This window comes from Streptomyces sp. PCS3-D2, assembly GCF_000612545.2.
Taxonomy (GTDB): domain Bacteria; phylum Actinomycetota; class Actinomycetes; order Streptomycetales; family Streptomycetaceae; genus Streptomyces.
This window is the reverse complement of the sequence record NZ_CP097800.1, coordinates 4,414,446-4,435,781: the sequence shown is the minus strand read 5'-3', so window position 1 is coordinate 4,435,781 and position 21,336 is coordinate 4,414,446. Positions and strand designations below refer to the sequence as shown.

General features: G+C 67.2%; 18 protein-coding genes and 2 pseudogenes. 7 read left to right on the top strand and 13 right to left on the bottom strand.

Features of this window, described 5'->3' with window-relative positions; genetic code table 11:
- Positions 1-72: 72 nt before the first annotated feature.
- A complete protein-coding gene (locus tag AW27_RS19555; RefSeq protein WP_052031104.1) occupies positions 73-1,734 on the top strand; it encodes a PKD domain-containing protein in 1,662 nt (553 codons plus the stop codon).
- Positions 1,735-1,908: 174 nt separating this feature from the next.
- Here the strand turns inward: AW27_RS19555 and AW27_RS19550 are convergent, their stop codons facing one another.
- The 4 genes from AW27_RS19550 to AW27_RS19535 form a co-directional block, all read right to left on the bottom strand.
- Positions 1,909-2,682, bottom strand: a complete 774-nt coding sequence (locus AW27_RS19550) for an AAA family ATPase (RefSeq protein ID WP_052031102.1) — start codon at positions 2,680-2,682, stop codon at positions 1,909-1,911.
- Positions 2,679-2,870, bottom strand: a complete 192-nt coding sequence (locus AW27_RS19545; protein WP_236647746.1) for a hypothetical protein — start codon at positions 2,868-2,870, stop codon at positions 2,679-2,681. The genes AW27_RS19550 and AW27_RS19545 overlap by 4 nt, the downstream gene beginning before the upstream one ends.
- A gap of 107 nt (positions 2,871-2,977) precedes the next feature.
- Positions 2,978-3,484, bottom strand: a complete 507-nt coding sequence (locus AW27_RS19540; protein ID WP_037925033.1) for a hypothetical protein — start codon at positions 3,482-3,484, stop codon at positions 2,978-2,980.
- Positions 3,485-3,576: 92 nt separating this feature from the next.
- Entirely contained in the window at positions 3,577-3,801 is a 225-nt protein-coding gene (locus AW27_RS19535; RefSeq protein WP_236647745.1) for a hypothetical protein, read from the bottom strand.
- Between the two features lie 37 nt (positions 3,802-3,838).
- Between AW27_RS19535 and AW27_RS19530 the strand changes: the two genes are divergently transcribed.
- Together AW27_RS19530 and AW27_RS19525 are read left to right on the top strand one after the other, a co-directional pair.
- Entirely contained in the window at positions 3,839-4,642 is an 804-nt protein-coding gene (locus AW27_RS19530) for a hypothetical protein (RefSeq protein WP_201773414.1), read from the top strand.
- A gap of 2 nt (positions 4,643-4,644) precedes the next feature.
- Entirely contained in the window at positions 4,645-5,232 is a 588-nt protein-coding gene (locus AW27_RS19525) for a hypothetical protein (protein ID WP_037925031.1), read from the top strand.
- Positions 5,233-5,239: 7 nt separating this feature from the next.
- Here AW27_RS19525 and AW27_RS19520 read toward each other — a convergent pair whose 3' ends face one another.
- The 4 genes and pseudogenes from AW27_RS19520 to AW27_RS19500 all read right to left on the bottom strand — a co-directional run.
- Positions 5,240-5,716, bottom strand: a complete 477-nt coding sequence (locus AW27_RS19520; RefSeq protein WP_037925028.1) for a hypothetical protein — start codon at positions 5,714-5,716, stop codon at positions 5,240-5,242.
- Between the two features lie 48 nt (positions 5,717-5,764).
- Positions 5,765-6,841 (bottom strand): annotated as a pseudogene (locus AW27_RS34565) (IS630 family transposase).
- 2,064 nt (positions 6,842-8,905) lie between these two features.
- Positions 8,906-9,466 (bottom strand): hypothetical protein, encoded by a 561-nt coding sequence (locus AW27_RS19505; RefSeq protein WP_157840299.1) that lies wholly within the window; start codon positions 9,464-9,466, stop codon positions 8,906-8,908.
- A gap of 17 nt (positions 9,467-9,483) precedes the next feature.
- Positions 9,484-10,875 (bottom strand): annotated as a pseudogene (locus AW27_RS19500) (RHS repeat-associated core domain-containing protein); the annotation flags it as partial.
- A 22-nt stretch (positions 10,876-10,897) separates the two neighbouring features.
- Here AW27_RS19500 and AW27_RS19495 point away from each other — a divergent pair.
- The 4 genes from AW27_RS19495 (at position 10,898) to AW27_RS19480 (ending at position 14,666) form a co-directional block, all read left to right on the top strand.
- The gene (locus AW27_RS19495; protein WP_304949889.1) at positions 10,898-11,461 is read left to right on the top strand and encodes a hypothetical protein; all 564 of its coding nucleotides are present in this window, start codon (positions 10,898-10,900) and stop codon (positions 11,459-11,461) included.
- A gap of 754 nt (positions 11,462-12,215) precedes the next feature.
- The gene (locus AW27_RS19490) at positions 12,216-12,686 is read left to right on the top strand and encodes a hypothetical protein (protein ID WP_037925021.1); all 471 of its coding nucleotides are present in this window, start codon (positions 12,216-12,218) and stop codon (positions 12,684-12,686) included.
- 10 nt (positions 12,687-12,696) lie between these two features.
- A complete protein-coding gene (locus AW27_RS19485) occupies positions 12,697-14,136 on the top strand; it encodes an AAA family ATPase (protein ID WP_037925019.1) in 1,440 nt (479 codons plus the stop codon).
- Positions 14,133-14,666, top strand: coding sequence for a hypothetical protein (locus tag AW27_RS19480; RefSeq protein WP_037925015.1), 534 nt, complete (start codon positions 14,133-14,135; stop codon positions 14,664-14,666). Before AW27_RS19485 ends, AW27_RS19480 begins: the two co-directional genes overlap by 4 nt.
- Positions 14,667-15,144: 478 nt before the next feature.
- On the opposite strand, the gene haaN is transcribed toward AW27_RS19480, so the two are convergent.
- From haaN to AW27_RS19455, 5 genes are all read right to left on the bottom strand, one after another.
- A complete protein-coding gene (gene haaN / locus AW27_RS19475; protein WP_037925467.1) occupies positions 15,145-15,618 on the bottom strand; it encodes a cyclophane-containing RiPP N-acetyltransferase HaaN in 474 nt (157 codons plus the stop codon).
- A 78-nt stretch (positions 15,619-15,696) separates the two neighbouring features.
- The gene (locus AW27_RS19470) at positions 15,697-16,851 is read right to left on the bottom strand and encodes an FxsB family cyclophane-forming radical SAM/SPASM peptide maturase (protein ID WP_037925013.1); all 1,155 of its coding nucleotides are present in this window, start codon (positions 16,849-16,851) and stop codon (positions 15,697-15,699) included.
- 13 nt (positions 16,852-16,864) lie between these two features.
- The gene (gene haaA, locus AW27_RS19465) at positions 16,865-17,056 is read right to left on the bottom strand and encodes a HaaA family cyclophane-containing RiPP peptide (protein ID WP_078556773.1); all 192 of its coding nucleotides are present in this window, start codon (positions 17,054-17,056) and stop codon (positions 16,865-16,867) included.
- Positions 17,057-17,162: 106 nt separating this feature from the next.
- Positions 17,163-19,940, bottom strand: coding sequence for a cyclophane-containing RiPP biosynthesis TPR protein HaaT (gene haaT, locus AW27_RS19460; RefSeq protein ID WP_172671368.1), 2,778 nt, complete (start codon positions 19,938-19,940; stop codon positions 17,163-17,165).
- 723 nt (positions 19,941-20,663) lie between these two features.
- Positions 20,664-20,984 (bottom strand): hypothetical protein, encoded by a 321-nt coding sequence (locus AW27_RS19455; protein WP_236647741.1) that lies wholly within the window; start codon positions 20,982-20,984, stop codon positions 20,664-20,666.
- Positions 20,985-21,336 lie beyond the last annotated feature (352 nt).

Here is a 21,336-nt window from a genome sequence, read left to right as displayed (position 1 = left end):
TGCAGCCTAAACGCGCTTCATTTTCTGAACTCGTTCAATATCTAGGGGGGACCGGTGCAGCGTCACCGCGTCATGATTTCGGCTGCCGTCGTAGCGGCAGCCATCGGCTTCGTACCGACCGCGGCCCAGGCCGCGGAGCAGCCCGCGCAGCGCCAGGGGAGCGCTGCCGCGGCGATGGATGCCGCCAAGGCCGCCGCGGCCAAGTCCGTCGTCTTCCACAGTCCGGCGGAGCGCACTGTCCGCACCTCCGCGACCGCGTCCGCGTCGGGCAAGGCGGCCGCTTCGCAGGCCGCGGGGGCCGCAGAGGCGGCGAAGGGCAACGCCGGGCTCGCCGTCGACCTGCGCGCCTCGGCCACGTCCGCGCACGGCTTCAGCCTGGCCTCGCAGATCACCACCGCCGCCGGCGCGCCCGTCCGGGTCGACATCGACTGGGGCGACGGCAGGACCGTCACCGAGCACGTCACCGGAGCGAAGCTCCTGACCTCCGAGCACACCTTCGCCGAGGTCGGAGACCACAAGGTCACGGTCACCCTGACCGACCAGGACAACAACGTGACCGCCACCAACAGCGTGGACGTCCAGGCCGCCGGCTCGAAGTTCACCCCGCACGCACCGACCCGGCTGCTCGACACCCGCTCTGGCATCGGCGGCAGCTCGCGCCCGCTCGCCCCGTACGGCGTGGCCCGCGTGAAGGTCGGCGGCAACAGCGGTATCCCGGCCGACGCGACCGCCGTTGCGCTCAACGTCACCGTCGTCAGCCCCCGTTCGGCCGGACACATCACGGCCTACCCTTCGGGTACGGCGCAACCGACCACCTCGAACGTCAACTTCGTCGCGGGCCAGACCGTGCCGAACATGACGATCGTGCCGGTCGGAGCGGACGGCTACGTGGAACTCGTCAACCGCAGCTACGGCGACGTGGACCTGCTCGCGGACGTCACCGGGTACTTCAGCCGCTCCGCCACCGCCGGGGGCTACACCTCGCTGGAGCCGTTCCGCATCGCCGACAGCCGTACCGGCCAGGGCACTTGGGGCCAGCTCGCCGGACAGAGCACGTTCGGCCTGCAGGTGGCCGGCAACGGCTCGATCCCGGCCTCCGGGGTCACCGCGGTGGCCCTCAACGTCACCGCCACGGCCCCCCGCGGCGCGGGACACCTGACCGTCTACCCGAGCGGACAGACGGCGCCGGACACCTCGAACGTGAACTTCAAGGCCAACCAGACCATCGCGAACTCGGTGATCGTCCCGGTGGGCCCCGACGGCAGGATCAACATCCGCAACGGCGCCTGGGACCCGACCGACGTGGTCGTGGACGTCGTCGGCTACTACAGCCCCGGCAGCAAGGCCGCCTACCTGCCGACGACGCCGACGCGCCTGCACGACTCGCGTAAGTACGACTTCCCGGTCGCGGGGCAGGACTTCCGCTGGCTTCCGCTGGCGGACGGCGATCCGACGGTCACCGCGTTCGTCCTGAACACCACGGTCACCGACACCCGGGGCAGCGGTCACCTCACGGTCGCCCCGGACCCCTACACCTGGGCCCAGCGCGAGAACGGGACCGCGAAGAAGCCGACCCCGCCCAACTCCTCCAACCTGAACTGGACGAAGGGCGAGACCGTCCCGAACCTGGTCCAGGCGAGCACCGGGGCGACCGGCGTCATCGACTTCTGGAACCGCGGCTGGGAGCCCACGCACCTCGTGGTCGACATGTTCGGCCTCTACGAGAAGGACTGATCCGCCGGGCCCGGGACCAGGACCCGGACCGGGCCTCATGACCGTGCCCCGGGGAGCAACCGCACGGGCTGCTCCCCGGGGCACGGCCCGTCGAGCGGCGCACGGACAACGGAGGCTGACGCAAACCCCGGAACCCCGTGCTCACCGCCCGAGGTTCACGAGCGCCCCGGCGTCTCAGCCCGCCCCCGTGGACTTCCCGCCGAATTGCGCCCGGGCGGCGCGCTCACGCGAAGTACGGTCGAGCAGGACCATGGAGTCGAGGCCCAGGCTCGGCGGCAGGCCGCCGTGTTCGACGCCCGCGAGGAGTCTCGCCAGACCCCGCCGGTGCGTGGCGAAGACACGGCGCGAGGTCAGGCGCCGGCGGGCGCGCTGGCCCGACAGCGCCTCCTGGGGGCCGACATCGAGCACCACCATGTGCAGGGGCCTGCCGGCTCGGTGGGCGTGGTGGGCCAGCCACCGGCGCATCCAGGCCCTGCTGCCGCAGTCGTGGATGAGCAGCGGATGCGTCCGCCGTATCTCGGTGCGCATCCACCCCATGTGCCTCAGCCGGGCCCAGGGCCGGCAGACCGCGTAGGGAAGCCAGGAAGGCGTCAGGGCCTCGTAGGCGGTGCGGGTGGCGCGGGGGTCGACGACAGTGGCGGCGGAGGACCAGGCGTGCAGCAGCGTGCTCTTCCCGCTGCCGGGAAGTCCCGCGACGACGACCAACGCGTTGCCCGGGTAGGACAGCGTGATGTCCGACTCGGCATGGCCGCGCAGGTCGACGACTCCCCGCGGGTGTATGTGCTCGGTGGCGTGCCGTCCGTCGTGCGCGGGCCCGCTCGTTCCCCTCGCGCACGACGGGCAGGCGGCCGTCCGCTCCTGCGAGCGGCCGGAACCGGTCCGGTGCCCGGCCTGCTGTACGCCCGGTTGCCGCTCTGCCGAGTGCTGGGTGGCGATGGGGGTGCTCACAGATCGCGGGTGACGTGCGGTATGAGGTCCTGTGCGGCGCAGACGGTCGGGCCGGCCTCCGCCGGAACCCAGTCCACCGCCCCGGTGGACCATGCGTCGCCGCGCCCCGGCACACCGCCGCCGCAGGTGAGGTCGTCACCCCTGCGACGCGCCGATGCGCCGACGGCGGCCGGGCCTTGGTGAAACATGACCTGCACCCTTCTGAAGGCCTTCGGCACGTGCCGGTGGTCCTCGACTGGTTCTCGACGCCCCGTGCGGTGCAGGACCGCGGCACGGGACCGGGCTTCGCCTCTCGTCACGACGGACGAACACCCGGGCCAAGCCTATGCTCCCGCCGAGCGACTCCTCGTGCCCAGAGGTCTGCGGCCGACAAGGACCGTTCCGGGCCACGGGATCCCCGATGCCTCCTCGCCCGCTCCCCCTCCGCGCCGCGGGCCTGTCGGGGCCTCCACACAGGCCCGCCGGAGGTCTGCGCCTGGGGGCTGGTCCACAGCAGGACAACCGGATCGTTGTCGCTGTTCTTCACCCCACGGCGCCCGATGTACCACGGTCGGGGCTCTCCGCCCGGGTCCTCCGGGGCGTCGACGCTGGAGAAGACCAGCGCCTCGTCGCCCAGTCCCCCGTATGCCTCGGCCCGCGCCACCGCTTCGGCCCGGTTGGCGATCCCGTCCTTGCCGCTCGCCGAGGCGGTGGCCGCCGAGGTGCCGCTCAGTTCGGCCAGTTTCGTGGTGTAGCAGTCGTACGCGTGGTCCACCGCCCGCTGCTCGCCGGCGAGAATCTCGTCCCGAGTGGTGGTGCTCATGTGCGTCCTCCCTGCGGTGCCGGGGGACACCGCCACGGGCATGCGCCCGTACCCCGTGAAACAACCATCAGAAACCGCACGATGACGAACGGTCAGTTGCTGAGTTCCCGGACGAGACCGCCGACCTCGGCCCGCCAGACCCGCACCTGGTCGTACGTGGGGCCGAGCTCGTACAGGTGGTAGTGGCATCCCAGACTCAGCTGGGACCAAAGGGCCTTCGCCCGCCGGGCCGTTCCGGCCGGCGCGACGAAGTGCAGCAGGAGCAGCTTGGCACGCCCGGTGGTGCGGGACAGGCCGGGCGTCGCCGCGTCCAGCACCTGCTCGACGCGGAGCTCCAGTGGGGTCCGCAGCGCGGTGCCGGCCGGCGGTGGTGGCGTCGGCGAGTTCGCCGTCGAGGAGACGGTCGGCCGTCAGCAGCAGGCCTTCGACGGACGCGGGAACGGGAGTGGTCATGCGGTCGCCATGCGCACGAGCATGGGCAACATGATCGGCGACTACGCCTCTGACGTGCACCAGATCCTCGGCAAGAAGATGGACGGGCCGACCGACTTCAACAACCTCACGGTCGAGCGGGGCGACCTCACCCGCCTCATGCGCGGCGTCGCCGAGGACCCCAAGGCGTTCGGTGTCATGCACCACTCGCAGAGCGTGGTGATCGCCGAGGGGATGAGCGGCTTCCCACCGGAATCCTTCCGTAAGGAGGACCCCGAGCTTCGCGCCTGGATCAAGCAGTCCGCTTCGGTGCTCGGCCACTTCGACGGCGTGTGCGGTGACGTCATCTATGACCTCGGTCAGGCGGAGAAGGACACCAATGCCTGGAACCAGAGGATGAACTACCACGCCATCGGCGCACCCCTGACGGCCATCCCCGTCGTCGGCGACGCGCTCCAGCGCACGGTCGACGCCGGCACGGCCGGGTACATGAACGAGCTCAACGCCAAGGTCGACGAGGAAACTCGTAAGAACATGGTCAACCACTTCAAGAACGGTGAGAAGCAGATGGACGCCATGATGCGGAAAACGGCAACCGAGAAGGGCCTCACGGAGGAGGAGCTGGACGCGAGCCCGGGCGAGTACGAGGACGGTCTCCAGACGACTGCCGAGAACTGGTACCAGCAGGGCATCGAGGACGCCCAGAAGAAGATGGGACAGCCGTAGACATGGAGAGGAAGTGGCTGCCGCTGACCGTCGTGCTCGGCGCCGCCGGGGTGGCCGTCGTGACGGCGAGCTTCTGGCCTGAAGACGAGAAGCCGCCGCTGCCGCAGACACTGTGCCATGGGGCGCTCAGCCGGCAGGCTGCGGAACTGATCGATGACGGGAAGGGTGGCGAGGTCAGCGCGGAGGAGTGGGAAAGCAAGGGCAAGAGCACCGATCACGCGGTGTTCAAAGGGTGCCAGGTGCTGCGCGCCAACGCTGACAGCGACTACCCCCGAGGGGTCTACACCCTGATCATCGAAGACAACCAGAACGACCCCCACTACCAGCCCAAGGACTCCGTCCCCCTCGGCCCCGGCTTCACCGGCTGGGCGCTTTTCGACAAGGCCGAGGCCAACCTGCCCGCCGGCTGTGCCGCACGCATGGGCTCGACGGCGCCGAACATCACGGTGACGCTCATGGCGCCCTCGAAAAAGGGGGAAGAGAAGGAGAAGGACCTCGTCGACCCGGACGCCCCCGAGATCCGCAACAATGCGGCCGTGGTGCGGGAAGCCGCCACCAAGCTCGCCGAGAAATACGGCTGCGAGGCGTAGGACCGGCTCAGCGGGGCAGTCGTCGTCCACGAACGCCCGCTGACGCCGGCACGATGACCGGCCTGACGGAAGAGTGCGAGCCCGTGCGGTGGCGGTGCCCGAGGGCCATTGCCCCGCCGAGCCGGTCGCGCGCCGTGGCGAACTCGTGCCGCCTCAGGCAACGTTCGCCCTGTCTCGTGACGCGCCGCTCGGTGCAGCAGGCGGACAGGGAAAAACCGGCCATGAGGTGCGCGATGTCAGTGAAGTAGGCGAAGTCACCGTTGGCGGTGAGCGCCCGGAGACGGCCGATGGCGGCGGCTCGGTCCTGGTCCTCGCCGCGGACGGCGTGGTGGAAGGCGAGGGCGAGTTCCACGAACCGGTGGAGGAAGGGGAGGCCGGCGGCCCCGATGTCGGGCCGCAGGGCCTGGGAGCGGGCGGTGACCTCGTCAGTTCCGACGTCCTTGATCGTGGAGGCGAAGGCGCGCAGCCGCAGATGACCAGACATCAGCAGCCCCGCCGGCGCGGTGATCTCGACAACGTCAGCTTCGACTTGTCAAGGTGATGCCAGGGCGTCGAGAGTCAGGCCGGTGCCTCCTATGAAGCCGTCGAGGGTGTCCGGCCGGTATTGAAGCCGTTTGAGACGGTTGCGGACGAGGGTTTCGAGTCGGTCAAGGGCCATGACGGCGAGGTTGGCCAGGCTGCGCTTGACGTGCGCCCAGACGCCTTCGACTGGGTTCAGGTCGGACGCGTAGGCGGGCAGCAGGAACACTGTCAGCCACGCCCGCTCGGCGACGAGGTCCCGCATCTTGCGCGAGACATGGGTGTTCAGCCGGTCCCAGACGCACGATCGGCGCCCTGACCAGCTGATGAACGCCGTCGACCAGCGCGATGAAGTCCCGCTCGTCCATGCTGCGGCGCTTGCCCATGCCCGCGGGGTGGGTCCGCAGCCGGTGGCACAGCCGGGTCCGGGAACCTGGCCGCATCGCGATCACCCCGGCCACCGACAGCCGTCCCGAGCGGCGCCCGCTGACGGTCACGACCGGGGCGCCGCCTCGCCGGCCCCAGGTCAGTCCCCTGGGCGGCAGTCGGGTGAAGCCCGCTTCGTCCTCGAAGCAGACGTAGCCCCCGCAAGCCGCCCGGGCCCTTTTACCTCCGCCCAGGTCACCTCCTTCCATGCGATGACGGCCTGCTCGTCACGCTCGGCGACACGCCGCGCGGGGACCTGCGGGCTGAAGCCGAGCCGGTGCATCAACCGGGTGGCACCCGAGACGCTGTAGGAGACGTGGAACTTCCGGCCGATCAGCGTGGCCACCCTCGACGCGGTCCACACCTGGTCCTCCACCCAGCCGTGCGCCGCCGGACCTTCCTCCAGGAACCTTGTCAGCTTCTCGAGGCAGTACAGCGACAGCCGGCACCGCGGACCACTCGGACCACACGAGACCAGTGCCGCAGCCCCGCCGTCGCGACACAGTCGGTGCCATTGGTAAGCCGACTTCAGACTCACCCGCAAGCGCCGGGCGACCTCCGACGGCTTGGCCTTCTGCTCGAACAGCCCCACCGCCTGTATCCGTACCGATTCACGGCGTTGACGCCCTGCAGGGGTCAGCCCGCCCCCATCCGCATACCTCACACACCACGGGATACAGCCACAGCTCCAAGCCCAGCAGGCACTTCACCAAAATTCACCCCGCCGAGCCGAAGTCAGTAGATCTGCGAACGCGACGAGTTCTGATCAAATCAGGAGCTTCAAAGATGGTCCGTCATATTTCTGGCGGACCATCTTCGAAGGAACGGGTGGATTATTCCCGATCGCGGGGATCAGATCGAGTCAGTCGCCGCATGGCTGCCACGACGGCAAGGCCGACAAACACGCCAGCGGCCGCCTGTAAACCTACCGATACAGCCGAGTCTCCTTGAGATGCTCCTGCTAGCAGGTACGCGATACAGCCTATCAGTGCGCCGCAGATGTACTGCGCCCGCAAACTCATCAAACTATCTATGCGTCGACTCACTACCGCCACTCCCTAGATCCTGCACCAACAGTCCTCCACAGACATCTGGAAGAAGTTTCAGGACGCTTCACTGCGACCTCCATCCTCCCTACCTCCGCGCTGCAACTCCCTTCTCACCACCCGCCCCCAAAACATTGCGGAGCCTATGACGATCAGGGGCGCACCTATGACCTCAGCCCACCCTCCGATCGCCTTTGAAGCCATGGTGGCGATCACTGCAAGAATCACCAACGGAATGACACTCTTAAGGACTTCACGCCGCAGACTCGTCATCCCTCTCCCCTCATTCACTTAATCGCTTTCTCTGCGGTCCAAACTTCGATCCATTCGAGAGAAAGACGTCCTGATCACCACGGACCTGCCTGCTGCACTCGCCCCCACCAAGCCAACCGAGTACAGCACCGGCCCCCTCACTGATCGAGAATCTGGTGTTCCAGTTCTTCGTTCCTGCATTAGACGCCGCATAATTAGCGGTCGCCGTTGCTGAGCCGATCATGATGGCTGCTACTACTCCGCACACAGCTGACGCCACACAGGCAAGCCCTCCGATGGCGCCAACCACAAGCACCCCGTTCGCCAAGTAGTCTCGCCAGCGCTTCGAAAAGTGATCACCCACACCTCTCGCCGTGCTGGGCTCTATGGGGGTTCGGGTGTGATTCGTCTGGATGGCCTACAGGTTTTCCGGTAGGCCGGGTGGCCTACGCTCGTTCGGCGGAGAGGCGGCCGCCGAACAGGACGTCGAACTCGTTCAGCGCGGTCTTCCAGCGGTTGTTCCAGCGTTGTCCGGCCACCGCACGGACACATGAAAGTCGATGAGAAGTGACGGCACTGTTGGCGTTACGTAGGGCATGGGGCATGGGGCAGCTCAACGGTGGTCCGATCCCATTCGGTGCTGAAGAACCTGCGTGCTCCAGGTGTCCACCACGGGACTGCTGCGATAGAAGACGTTCGGCTGCACTGGGTCACAGGTCACCAGCAGGATGTCTCCCTGGCTGAGCACAACATTCTGCTCGACTCGTGTGGGCCCTGGTCTGCGAACCCGAACGACTTCCAGGTGCAGAGAGTGCAGGCCTGGAGGCAAGGGGAAGAAGCGGACCGTTCTGAAGGTGGTCTGATCAATACTGCAGAGGTGGCGCCCATTTGCAGTGACGGACAAGACGCACCATTTGCGCGACATGCTCCGCGGAGGAACGCGCAGGTCCGCCTGGAAAAGCAGCCCAGTCCGGCCTCGACGGCGCGCCCTATGGACCAAGTAGCGGGAACGCCACTTCAGTCGACCCCCGAAGACGCTGTCCATCTGCACTACACCGTTGCCCACTGTGCCTCCATTTGCGAGCTGGTCAGGGCACCTGGCTGCCCAGGCTGACATGGGTGTTGTGGAAGCAAAAGTGTCCTGACCGGCAGCAAAACTCGCAGAATACTGCTAGCAACGGCGATCATGCCTGCTGAAGGTCAGTCCGGCGGTGCTATCAGGTCGCCCCCGGCCGCTTGAACCGCTTGACAACAACGAAAGCCCCCGGCCGTCGGCGTGTTGAGTGAGATCACCACGCCAACGACGAGGAGCTTCGCCATGTCACTACGCTGCCGACCAGCCTGTTTCACTCCTCAGACCCCAGGGTCAAAAGGGTTCATTCGAGAGCCCCTGCAACACAGGAGCTCTCGAATGACGCCAGGGCTGCTAGCTACGAGGCGGCATGGAGAATCGTTCCAATCGCAGCAGAAAGAGCTGCTAGAGCAAGGATAAGCTCCGCGAAAGGCGTCCTAGTCCACTCTCTCCGCAGGACGAGATCCCCTCCTCCAAGTTCACCGTGTGAAGCTTTCAACCAGGTCGAAATCTCGCCCACAACTTTCGGCCCGGTACCCATCGCTCGACTGATAAGTGAACCCCCGAAAGCGAATGCAGCGACGCCTCTCCCATCTCGAAGGTGAATTTCCAGACCGCCATCGTCGCGGACCGCAGGCCATCGCACATACTCCCTGGCGCAGGAATACGTGAAGACGGGGTTCACTACGGTGAGAGTGTTTGAGTCGAGCAGAACTCGAGCTGAAAGGATTCGCTGAATCAAGGCACCGAGGGCTAGGAGGGTGGCGACTACGAACCAGAAATCCCTGGCACCATCAGCCTCCAGTCCCTTCAGTACCGCTATCGTCCCGAAGACCCCGAGAGCCGGAGGAAGGATTACGGAGAGAAGCTTCCAAGATTTGGCCCGCAGGACGATCCTCTCTCCATTCTTTCTGCTCACGCCAGCTTTCGCCCCCATCAGCAGCCTCGTCCGGAAGCTATACTCGCGCTCCCCGCACCGCAGAACCCCAGTGAGAGATGAGCATTCATTCCTGCGTTGAGCAACGTGGCCGAACGGTCAAGTACCTTAGCGTATGTGCCAGAGGTGTCACTCACCCAGACTTTCCTTCCACCTCCCGGCCCCTTGAGGCCGGGAACCTTTGTCTTGTAGGGCGCACCAACAGTTCGGGACAGGGGTACAGTTTCGTACTGGAGTGCTTTATTCCCAAATGCGGCCTGCCAACTTCCGGTCGTCGCCCTACCGATGCCGCCAGCAACTGCACCGCCAGCAGCGGTCCACAGGAGAGATTTCCCCAGCCCTGACCAATTAGCCTCTCCCGTGACCATATAGTCGCCGCCGAATGTGGCGAAAGCAACCGCCGCACCTGCGACCATGCAGCCTCCGACAGTTGCTACAAGGCAGGCGCCGAATGCAAGTGTCGGCAGAACCCTGTTCTTCCAACCCTCCCACGTACCGAAGGTGTCCTTGGTCCAGCTCCAGGTAGCGTTGGCACCGCTCTTGAGAGAGTCCCAGAGGGTCTTCTTCGCGGGCTTCTTTTCGACCTTCTTGGGCGTGTAGTAGCTGCGGGTTGTCTTGCAGGCGGAGTCGTAGCGGCATGCCCTGTTGTAGCTGTTCTTCCGGTCGACGTAGGCACGGTCGAGCGTGCCGCCGGCGATGGCGACCTCTTTCTCGTAGTTGTGGCCGTAGTCGTAGGGGTTGGATCCGTTGGTGCATTTGTACATGCCGCTCTGGCACTCGGGAAGGGCTTCGCCGGTGGGGTCCCACTCGGTGAGGGGGCTGTTGTTGCCGTACTGGTAGCCGTTGTGCTGGCGGGGGTCGTCGACGACCATCAGCGGGTCCACGGAGATGAACCGGCCGATGAGGGGGTCGTATTCGCGGGCTCCGAGGTGCGTGAGTCCGGTGGTCTTGTCCTGGGTGCCGCCGACGAAGCCGCGCTCGCCGGGCCAGGCGGCAGGGGCGGTGCCTCGGTCCTCGCCGAAGGGCTTAGCCGTCCGGCGCTGGACCTGGAGGGTCGCGGCGTCGATGGCGGTGGTGCCGGTGTTGTGGTGGTCGGCCGCGACGTAGGACAGCTTGCCGCCGGAGGTGCGGACGACGGCCGTGCCTCCGGGGGTGGTGTAGTAGCGGGTGCCGGTGACCGTGTCGGTGGTGGTGTTGAGGGTGAGTTCGGTGGCGCCGAGATAGAGGGTGGTTTTGCCCGGGTCCTTGCGCAGCAGGCGGGTGCCGGCCGCGTCGTAGGCGTAGGTGGAAGTGCCCGCGCCGGTAGTGGCCGAGGCGAGTCTGCCCTCAGGCGTCCAGGTCAGGGTCTGGGTGGTTCCGGCCGCGCCGGGTCGGGTGAGCGTGTTGCCGGACGCGTCGTAGGTGGTGTTCGCGGTGACGGAGGGCTTCTACGAACGCATCAGCCCCTGCCGAAGCGGTCACGAGCTCTGGTGCGACCAAGGCCGCATCGCCGAGAGCATCCGCATCGACGACGGCACCCGCATCCTCGAACCCCTCCCCATCACCAAGCTCGAGCACCGTGCCGGAGCCGCCAAGAGCCGCTGGTACCACGTCCTCAAGATCCCCTGCCGCCACGGCGACCACGACTACCGCGTCCCCGTCGGCATCACCACCACCCCCGCCGACCGGACCCTGCGCTCCGCAGACACCGGCAAGCGCATCAAGAGCGACAGCGAACGCGGCTTCCACCGAGCCGAATACCTTCAGCAGATCCCCGAGGCCAGCCTCACCCACCAGCTCCTCTACCCCTACCGCGCCGACTCCGAGTCCGTACACAGCCAATTCGACCAGAGCCTCTGGAATCGCCGCATGATCGCCTACGGCGTGGATCGCCAGAAGATCTTCGTCCTCGGCTTCGCCCTCTCCCAGAACGCCACCAGCCACCAGATCCACCTCCAGGCCCGCAGCAACGCCCAACAGGTCCTCCGCATCGCCTGACACCCCTCGACCCCACGACGGCCGCGCCCACCCCAGGGCGCGGCCGTCGCTCCGTTGAAAAGGCCCCATCCATGGCAAGCGGAACAGAACGGACGCTCCAGCAGCCTGCCCACACCCGTGCAGCACCCCCGGCCTCCCCACCCACCACCCCAGACGCTCAGAAACCCCAGGTCACGACCATGCCCTCGCCCCGGACCCGCGCCTGCTGCAATCCATGCGACCACTCCCGGCCTGATCCGCTAGGCTGTCAGCGGTCAGACGACTACCAGGCGTGTGCCGGGGAAAGTGTCCGCGAGGGCAACTCCACCCGGGCGGGCGCACGTCATCTGACCAGCACGCTTGCCGAAGCAGCTCGGGTGATCCCTCTGGGGTTTCCGGCAACGTTTCCGACAAGCCCCCGCCTTCGTGGGGCTTGACGGAAACCCTAGAAGCCCAGGTCAGAGGCTTACTACGGAAGCCGCCGAAAACGCTCCGCTCCCCTCCTCGGAACGCTCAGCCCATCGCTGCAGCTCAGAGGCATATCGACCACACCGTCGACACCCAGCTCACCGGATACCCGAGACAGCACTGTCAGCCCGTCTCGGGCATCGGCCATTCAGGGCACCAGGGACAGGGAGCGCCGACGCTCCGATGCGGCCCGCCGGCCGCCGCCGTCGACCATCGCCATGGTCAGGCCGAAGAGCATCTTGTTCATGTGTGAAAGCTGGCTCACATTGCCCCTGCCTCGCCTGTCCAAACATGATCAAATGGCGCCATGGTGTGGGACGAATGGGAAAAAGCAAAGGTGGATGTGGCCGGCGAGCGCCAGGTGTCGATGCGCCTCAACCAGGTGACCAGCGGTTCTGGTGGCGGTCAGGCCGACCTGGTCGTACACCAGGATGACCTGGGCGAAGTGGGTCATGAGGCTTTCCTGCTGCACGGCCAACTGCAGAAGCAGGCCGACATCGCCGGCGCCGGTGCCGACGGCTCAGGAAACGGCTCCACGATGCGGGCCGCTGCATCCTTGAAGACGGCCGGCTTCTCACTCGGCGGCGAGCTGGAGACCACCGTGTCCGTGTGGACCTCTCAGGTGAAGACGGTCCTGCAGGCATGCGCCCACATCTCGAACCACCTGGACTACTCCAAGAAGGCGCACGCCGCAGACGACGAGGCCATCGCGGCCTCGCTCCGCAACCGTGACGGCTCGGCCGTGTCCGTCTCCCGTATCGACGAGTACCTCAAGTAGGGAGCACGGCATGGACTACTCGGACCTCATGGAACTCGACCTCACGAAGCTGGGATCCGCCGTTCAGGACTGGAAGCGCACGGCCGACGCTCTGCAGAGCCTGGGGGGACAGGCGCGCGACGGGGCGAAGGCCAAGGCCGAGAAGGCCCGCTGGGAAGGCGTGAACGCCGGTGTGACCCGCGCCTTCGTCGGCAAGACGGTCAAGGAGATAGAAGACCTCCACACGGAGGCCAAGAGCATCTTCAGCGTCCTCCAGGACGCCCACTCCGAACTGGTGGCCATCCAGCAGCAGGCGAAGAACGTGACCGCCGACGCCAAGGAGGCAGGCTTCAACGTCCGTGTGGGGCAGGGCGGAGCGGTGGCGATTGAGGATGCTCTGGTCTGTGAGGTGGATGGTCCCGGCCAGCGCAAGCAGGACCTGATGCGCTGGTACGCCGACACCCTGAGCGGAGTAGTGAGCCACGCGGCCGAGGTCGATGCCGCTGCCGTACGCGCCCTGCGCGGCAGCCACGGCGCGGATCTGCACAACGCCGGCCATGCGGCATACACCTCCCTCGACAAGGAGATGCTCCCCCGGGCACTGAAACTGGCCGGGCTCGGCGAGGAAGCCAACACCAAGCAGCGGAAGGAGCTGCAGCGGCTCTGGCAGTCACTCGGGCCCGAGGCCCGGGCCCAGTTGTGGACCCAGCACCGCGACGACCTCCTTGCGGCCGGACTGCTGCGTCCTCAGGTCAAACAGGTGTCCGCGGACGACGGAGCCGGACCGTACGACGTCGAATCGCCAGGAATATCGGACTACTGGAAAGAGATCCAGGCCAACGGCATCTCGAACTCCGGCGACTTCATGGGCAAGACCGACGCGGCCCGACACATGGATCACTACCTCAACGGCAGCGGCAAGACGCTCGATCTGGACGTCGACCGCATGCTGGCCGACGACCCGGCGCTCCGAGACGAGGTGGCACGGATCCGGGCCGCAGAGCAAGACGGTTGGCGGCAACAGGCGCTGGAGGCCTTCGAGAAGTCAGGCGGCAAGCCTGTCGCCATCCCCGTGGAATCCAGCAGTACGGGATACGAGCACGAAAAGGGCCCGGACGGCACGAACAACTGGTACCTGGCCGTAGGCAGCGGCATGACCAACACGACCGGGGTGGTCACCGCTGTCCCCGGACCTGATGGGAAACCGCAGGTCAGCATCGACTACCAGGTCAATGTGTGGGATCGCTACAACTGGGACGAAACCAAGGCCACGCCGATCGGACCGACCACCGTCACCGACGCCGACATGGCCCGCATGCACACAACAGGATTGGCCAGGGAGTTCGACATGCGAGGAAGCAGCTCGGTGCAACGGCACGACCTGTCGGCAGGAGGATCCTGGCCCGCACCCGAGGACACCGGGCGGGACGGCACCCGCACGGACATCGGCCGCAATTCGGCAGCCCGGTGATCCGCGCACGACGCCCGGGCGGCGCCCTGGCGCTCGCAGTGGCAACGGTGCTGCTCTGCGCGCTCGCCGCCGGATGCTCCGGGGCGTCCGGCGGCAGCGGCAGGGAAGGCGGCCGCTCCGCAGAGCCGGGGACGTCCGACTGGGTCGAGGGAGCCACCGCTGAGTCCGTCGCCCGGACCCTGCACGTGGAAGTCCCCTCGACAGCGACCCACACCGCGGCGGCGCACCGCAGGGGGTTCCAGGACGACGGGTTGATCCTGTCCTTCGTCCTGCCTGCGGAAACCGTGGACCCCTTCATCACCCAGCTGAAACCGGAGCAGCCCCTCAGATTGCGCGAGCAGCCCTTCGCCGCCGAGGCAACACCGGCCACGCCGTTCGCACGCCTAGGACTCCCGGAACCTGATTCACTTCCCAAGGTTCGGGAGGGGCAGGTGTGCGCTCCCTGCAAGGGCGACCTGAACTGGCTCAAGGTCGCGGTGGCGCAGATCGACGAACGGAGCAGCCGCGTCTACCTGAGAGGGGTCGACTGACACCCGTACGAAGCCACCGTGCGGTCTGACGCCCAGCCGTGCGAGGAGACAGCGGCGTTGCAAGCACACGTCAACCCGGTCGCGCCCCGGCAGGGGAAGGAGAGCCAGTCGGCCTTCGTCGCCCGGACGCCAGCCTCGAAGCGGCTGCGGGCGCCGAGGCGGACATCAAGCGGCGGGCGGTGCGCAGGCCGAGACCGAGCTTCTCTGCCGCGATCTCGTCGGTGGCGCCTTGGGTGAGCTGACGCATCAGCTATAGGCCGCGAATCGAGCAGCAACGATTAAGACGAGCGGTCAGTTTTCACCCGGCGCCGACATCTGGCACTCCTCGCACCGCCTGATCGCCTGCGTGGTCGTGTTTCCCTCGGCTGCGGTCGGCGGATAGCTACTGCTCAACCGGTGCCAGAGGCCGGCCGGAGGTGTGTGGATCCATCCCCAGTGCGGGGCCGGTCACCAGCTCCTTCACGGCCCCGCCCCACCCTCACGTCGTACCGGTGTCCACACGGTAGACGATCTTCCCGTCGAACTCCGCGAACCCCAACGACTTGTAGAAGGCGCGCGCGCCGGGGTTGTCGTGGTCCGTCATCCACTCGACTCGACTGCATCCGGGGCGTGCGGAGGCCAGGGCACGGAGCTCGTCCATGAGGCGCGCGCCGATGCCCTGGCGCCGGAGGGTGCCGCGGACATAGAGCTCTTTCAGGAACAGCGAGTGGGAGGAGCCGGCTGCCGGCCAGAGGAACGAGTAGGCGGCGAGCCCGACGAGATCACCAGCCTCGTCCTCGACCAAGAGAGCGGACGCCAATGGCGGGGAGCCGAAGAGCGCTTCCTCCACCTGGGAGCGGCGCTCCTCGAGTGGCTGGATCTCGGTCGATCCGTAGAACCGTTCGATCTCCTCGATCAGATCGGCCACTGCCACGGTGTCGCGCCTTTCGGCGGGGCGGATCGTCACGGTCATCGACATCTCCTGTCGCTCTTTCATCGCTTCACTCGTTCGTTTCAATGCGTGATCCTGGCGTGGCGGCACGGCTCGTGGCTACGGGGGCGTCAGTGCCTGAGGAGCCCAGCCGTGCTGGCGCAGGGAGCCCTGAACATGCCGGATGAGGTACTCCAGATCCGCGCAGTAGACCGAGGGGTTTCGGTAGCCGCGGTCGGTGCTGAAGCGGTGCGGTAGATAGCCCCCACCGCACACCTCCACCAGAGGACAGCTCTGGCACTGATCAGCGAGCGCGGCCTTCCCGTCCTGCCGGTGCAGGAGCTTCGGATGGTGAAGGACTTCATTGAAGGACTGGCTGAAGACGTCGCGTCCCAGCCAGGAGGCGCCTTCCTCGACGGACCGCAGGGTGTCCACGCCCTCGATCGTGCCGTCCGACTCGATCACGATGCTCGTCGGCGGGGCCAGGCCGAGGGACTCCACCGAGCTGTGCACCCCGGAGCTCAGCGCCACGATGTCCTCCAGCATCCGCACACTGTGCCGCTGCTCCGGCCGGGCGAGCCAAGCGTCGTAGACGCGGCTCATCCACAACCCGTACTCGGGCACACTCGGGTCGTCGCGATGCGGCGGCTCGTCGTGCGTCCCGTGCGGCAGGCCGAAGTCGATCACAGGCGGCTCGAACGACGCAAGGTAGTCGTGGACCTCGACCGGATCGTTGGCCAGGTCGACGACCACGAGCAGCCCTGCGAACAGGTGAGGCCGGGACCGCAGGAGTTCGATGCCTCGTACGGCCGAGGCGGCGCTCGATCGCGAGGCGTGTGTCAGCCGGTGCCGGTCATTCGCGGTCGGCGGTCCGTCGAGGCTGACGCCCACGACGACCTCGTACCGCTCGAAGAGGTCCAGCCACGGCTCCGTGAGGAGCGTCCCGTTGGTCTGAAGCTCGAAACGGACCGCCACACCGGCCGGAACACCCTCCTGTACGGCGCCGAGCAGGTCTGCCATGTGCCGGGGGCCGGTGAGCAACGGCTCACCGCCGTGCAGCACGACGTGCACGCTCCGCAGGTCGTGCACCGCTGCGTGCTCACCGATTCGCAGCCCAGCCGCCTGGGCCACGTCCGTACTCATCCGGGCAGGCAGGTGCCGCCACGCCTGGTCTGCGGAGTTGAAGACGTAGCAGTAGTCGCAGTCGATGTTGCAGCGATTGGCAACCTTGAGGATGAACGACCGAAAGGGGGCAACGTCCGCGCGCGGTGTCATAGAGCGGAACGACTCAAAGAGGCCAGGTCCAGATCAGCGAAGCGTGGTGACCACCCTCGCCGGCGTGGTTTGACGCCGTCTGCTCGGCCGCCAGCCGCTGCCGTACGCGGACGGCGACACGATCCAGGACGACCGAACCGTTGATCGACTCCGCGACGACGGACGCCGGAGCATGTGGTGCGGGAACGGGCGTACGTGACGGCATTCGACGCTCCTCGGGGCAGTGCAACGGCGATTGAGGCGGCAGACCAGCCCGCAAGGTAGCAGCGACGCTACCCTCGGCGACATATCGAATCCAGCCACGTGCCCCGCTACTCGGCCTGCGACGCAATGAGCCGCTCGACGACGTCTGCCGCCCCGCCGATACCCAACCGTCGGTACACATCGCGCGCTTCACGCAGCGCCCCTTCGCCCCGCGCCCGTTCGCCGGCCGTCCAGTCGCAACGGCCGATCCCCTCCAAAGCCCGTGCCTCTTCAAGCGGGCAGCGGATGTCGCGGGCCAGCCCCAGCGCCTGCTCGAAGAGTCCGCGGGCGGCAGCCCAGTCACCGGAGGAGTGCAGCAGCGTCCCCCAGTGGTTCAGGACCTCCGCCTCACCGCACCGGTCGCCGAGCTCTCGGAGGATGTCCAGACTCCGCCGGAACGACTCGACGGCACCGTCCCGCTCGCCGGCGACCCCACGGGCCACACCCAGCTCGCCCAGAGCGGCGGCTTCGCCGCCACGGCTGCCGAGATCGCGGTACGAGCCCAGGGCGTCGTCCAACAGCCGGATCGCCTCCGTGACGTTCCCGTCCATGCGGTCCAGTACCCCGAGGTGGCGAACGCTGTTCGTGCGGCCGAACCGTTCACCGAGCTCGGTGAAGTACTCCAGTGCCTGGGTGTGAGCCTCCCGCGCTCCGGTGGGATCGCCGGTCAGGCGCCGTACGACTCCGAGCTCGTTGAGGGCGTACGCCTGGTGGACCCGGTCGTCGAGTTCCTGGTAGATGTCGAATGCCTCACGGTGGCGCTGCGCAGCCAGCTGATACTCGCCCAGGAGACTGTGCACGACGCCAAGGTCCCGCAGTGAGTTGGCCTCTCCGTACCGGTCGCCCAGCTCCCGGTAGATCGACAACGCTTCGGTCTGTGCCGCCACCGCTGTGTCGAACTGGCTGGTCTGCCGGCGCACCATGCCGAGGTCCGCGAGCGCGTTCGCCTGGCCAAGACGGTCGCCGACTTCCCGATAGAGCGCGAGGGCCTCGGTCTGCGCCCGGGCAGAGGCGTCGTTGTCCGCGGTCATGTACCAGACGATGCCCACCTGGTTCAGAGCGTCGGCCTTGCCTCGCTTCTCGCCGACCGCCTCGTACTCCGTCACCGCCTCGTTCAGTGCCTCGATGGCCTCGGGGTACGCCGCCATGAAGCGCCGTACGACTCCGAGCTCGGCCAGTGCGTTGGCCAGCGCCCGCCGGTCGCCGGTGTGCCGGGCGGCCTCGGCGGCGGTCCGGTGGAGGCCAACGGCTTGGTCCCAGGGCCCGGCCTGCCGCAGGAAGGGCGCCATCGCCGCAGCCATGTGGATCACCAACTCGTGCAGCGCGAGGTCGTTCGCCCTTCGGATGCAGGCCAGGACGTTGGCCCGCTCGTCCTCCAGCCAGCCGAGAGCCGCCGTACGTGAATCGATGGGAGGGGTCTCGACCTGGGCGGCGCCATCCGGAGAATTCGGTGTGGAGGCGCCGTTGCGGGCAATGTGTCTGTTCGCGACAGCGAGGACGGCCAGGTAGTAGGAGCACACGCGCTGAACGGCATGAACAGGGGTCATGCTGCCTCCCTCGTCGGCGAGACCGCGGGCATAGTCGCGTAGGAGGTCGTGAAGCCGGAACCGGCTTCCCGGGTGTTCCTCGATCAGGTGGGCGTCGTAGAGCGTGTCGAGTCCCTCGCGTGCTGCCGCCACCGAGACCGAGCCGAGCGCGGCCCCGGAGAAGGCATCGAGCTCGGTTCCAGGGTAGAGGCCGAGACACCGGAAGAAGTGCTGCCGCTCGGGTGTGAGGTCCTGGTAGGACAGACTGAACGTCGCGGCGACCGCGCGCTCCCCAGCTCGGAGCTCTCCCAGCCGGTCCCTGGCTGTGACCAGACGCGCACGGAGATCCTCGGCGCTCCACGACGGGCGATGGCGCAGCCGCGCGGCGAGCAACGACACCCCCAGTGGCAGGTACCCGCACAGCTCCACCAACGGCTCGAGGACGGACCGATCGAGCGACTCCGGCGACCGCCCGCTGAGGCGTACGAACAGGTCGACCGCATGCTCCGCCGGCAATGCCTCCACTGGCAGGACCACCTCCTCGTACGCAGCCAACCGCTTCCGGCTCGTCACCAGCACGAGACAGTCGCTCCCGCCGGGGAGCAGGGGCTCCAGCTGGCGATAGCTGGACGCGTTGTCGAGGATGAGCAGTGCCTTCTTGTTCGCGAGCTGGCTCCGCCACATGGCCGCCCTCGCCTCGGTGACCGCACCCAGGTCGTCGCCGGCAGGGATCCGCTGCGCCGGCACTCCGGTCGCCGCCAGCAACGATGCGAGCGCTTCCGTGGCCTGGACGGGGGGCCTTCCTGTCGTGTGCCCGTTGAGATTCACGAAGAGCTGGCCGTCCGGGAACCGCTCCGACAGCACATGTCCTGCGTGTACGGCGAACGTCGTCTTCCCGACTCCTGGCATTCCGTCGATCACATGCACAGGCAGCGCCTCGCCGCTCTCCTGCGAGTTCCGTACGGACCGCACCAGCGCCTCGAGCTCGGCGGTCCGGTCGGTGAAGGCGGTGGTGTCGCGCGGCAGGGACCGCAGGACGAGGGCAGCACCCGGAGGCACCGCCCCGTCCTCTGGCTGGGGCGTCGGCGCAGTGCGGCGTTCCGGCGCCCCCGACTCCGACAGCGCGGCAAGCAGCACCGCCAGCCCGACCATGGCCCCGCCTAGCAAAGCGAACGAGAACCAGCCATGCCGCTGCAACCACCCCAGCCACCCGGGCCACTCCGAATCGGACACGGCGTTGGTGACGAGCCCCACGAGCATGGTCGTGACGGCTCCGCCGGCGGCCACGACGGCGACGGAAATCCCCCGCCGGAGCCTCATACGTGGGTCGTCTTGACGGAGCAGGGATTGGTCCGTTCGGGCTGGCCGCCTGTGGCGCGGCACAGCTTTCCAGCTGTAGCTCTGGTCACGAACGCAGCCCCCGAATCCGACGCCCTATCGCGCATAAGCGGACCAGCTTTCCCGGACCCTGGTCAAGGTCAGCTCCCCGCCACACACCGGCTCGTATCAGCCAACCTGTGCGTTGGGCGCACCGACGCCGCTTTCACAAAGCCAGCCAGATGACCAGGTGAACGTGCTGCTGGTCGCCAGCAGAGAGTGATCCTCGGCAATGGCTGTGTAGTCAGCCCTGGTAGCGTCGCCGAACGCATGATCACGGGCGCCTCTGAGGTGCCACGGGGGCGAAGAGGGAGAGCGGCATGCGTGGGGCCAGGTCGGTGGGCGGGGTCGTGTTGGCGGCAGTCCTGGTGGCGGGTTGTAGCGGCGGCAGCCGAGTCTGAGGCAAGAACGGGGTCCCTTAACCGGGTCACAAGGCCAAGCCGCTTGCGAAGCTGAAGGTGCCGTCGGCCTACGACCCGGCCAAGGGATGGGATGCAACCTTGAACTGGGTTCCCGGCGTGGTGCGGAAGCTCCGGCGGCACCTCCGCCGTCCCGACGGCGGCCGAAACAGACGACACTACCCGACCTGGAGCCCCTCGACTCGGACAGACACAACGATGGCGGGGACGCGCCGTGCAGGCTACGCGAACGGTGTGCACGGCACACTCAGATCCAGTTTCCCCAGCCGAACGTGACGATGTAAGCGCGGCGGACGGCGCCCCACCCACGACCACTACCGATGAAAATTGCACCCAGGGCAATGAGAAACCAAGCCGCGAATCCGGCAGCAACTATCAAGGCCCATCGAAGGCCGGCGAAACTGCCAACCACGATCAGGGCGACGGCTGTCACTACCAGGCCAAGATGAGCAGCTGGGAGATCCGTACGCAGCGCCGCGCGCACGGAATGGCGTTCGTCACAAATGTCCCGGGTGTACGGGAGGGCAGCCGAGTCGGCGCCCCTCACCTTCTCAGAGTCATCGTCCACGAGCAAGCCCCCTCCAGATCCGGATGCAGCACCAGTAGCCTACGTCCAATCGGGATCCGCGTCGGTGTACACCAGGGCATCCTCGGCAGGATGAGCGAAGGCCTCTTGACAATCCCGGAACCGGCACGACCCGACACTCTCAATCGGCACCCCCAGAACAGCGGGGCTCAGGAAAAGTCGGCCGGGTCAGGAACACGCAAGTACCGGACAATGGTGTCACTGTCGGCGGCATAGCACAGAATTCGAAGATCCCCACCGTCCGGCGTTCGATACTGCAAGACCTGCATCCCTGGCCGCCAATGGGAATTACGCGAGACTCTGCCACCCTCCGGGATATGCGTAATTCTCTGGA

What these genes read in the sequence shown, in the direction of transcription:
- AW27_RS19525 (WP_037925031.1), top strand. Translation starts at nt 4,645, where the DNA reads ATGGAGAGGAAGTGGCTGCCGCTGACCGTCGTGCTCGGCGCCGCCGGG.
- AW27_RS19470 (WP_037925013.1), bottom strand. Translation starts at nt 16,851, where the DNA reads ATGACACCGCGCGCGGACGTTGCCCCCTTTCGGTCGTTCATCCTCAAG.
- AW27_RS19545 (WP_236647746.1), bottom strand. Translation starts at nt 2,870, where the DNA reads ATGTTTCACCAAGGCCCGGCCGCCGTCGGCGCATCGGCGCGTCGCAGG.
- AW27_RS19485 (WP_037925019.1), top strand. Translation starts at nt 12,697, where the DNA reads ATGGACTACTCGGACCTCATGGAACTCGACCTCACGAAGCTGGGATCC.
- AW27_RS19555 (WP_052031104.1), top strand. Translation starts at nt 73, where the DNA reads ATGATTTCGGCTGCCGTCGTAGCGGCAGCCATCGGCTTCGTACCGACC.
- haaN (WP_037925467.1), bottom strand. Translation starts at nt 15,618, where the DNA reads ATGACCGTGACGATCCGCCCCGCCGAAAGGCGCGACACCGTGGCAGTG.
- haaT (WP_172671368.1), bottom strand. Translation starts at nt 19,940, where the DNA reads ATGAGGCTCCGGCGGGGGATTTCCGTCGCCGTCGTGGCCGCCGGCGGA.
- haaA (WP_078556773.1), bottom strand. Translation starts at nt 17,056, where the DNA reads ATGCCGTCACGTACGCCCGTTCCCGCACCACATGCTCCGGCGTCCGTC.
- AW27_RS19540 (WP_037925033.1), bottom strand. Translation starts at nt 3,484, where the DNA reads ATGAGCACCACCACTCGGGACGAGATTCTCGCCGGCGAGCAGCGGGCG.
- AW27_RS19490 (WP_037925021.1), top strand. Translation starts at nt 12,216, where the DNA reads ATGGTGTGGGACGAATGGGAAAAAGCAAAGGTGGATGTGGCCGGCGAG.
- AW27_RS19520 (WP_037925028.1), bottom strand. Translation starts at nt 5,716, where the DNA reads ATGTCTGGTCATCTGCGGCTGCGCGCCTTCGCCTCCACGATCAAGGAC.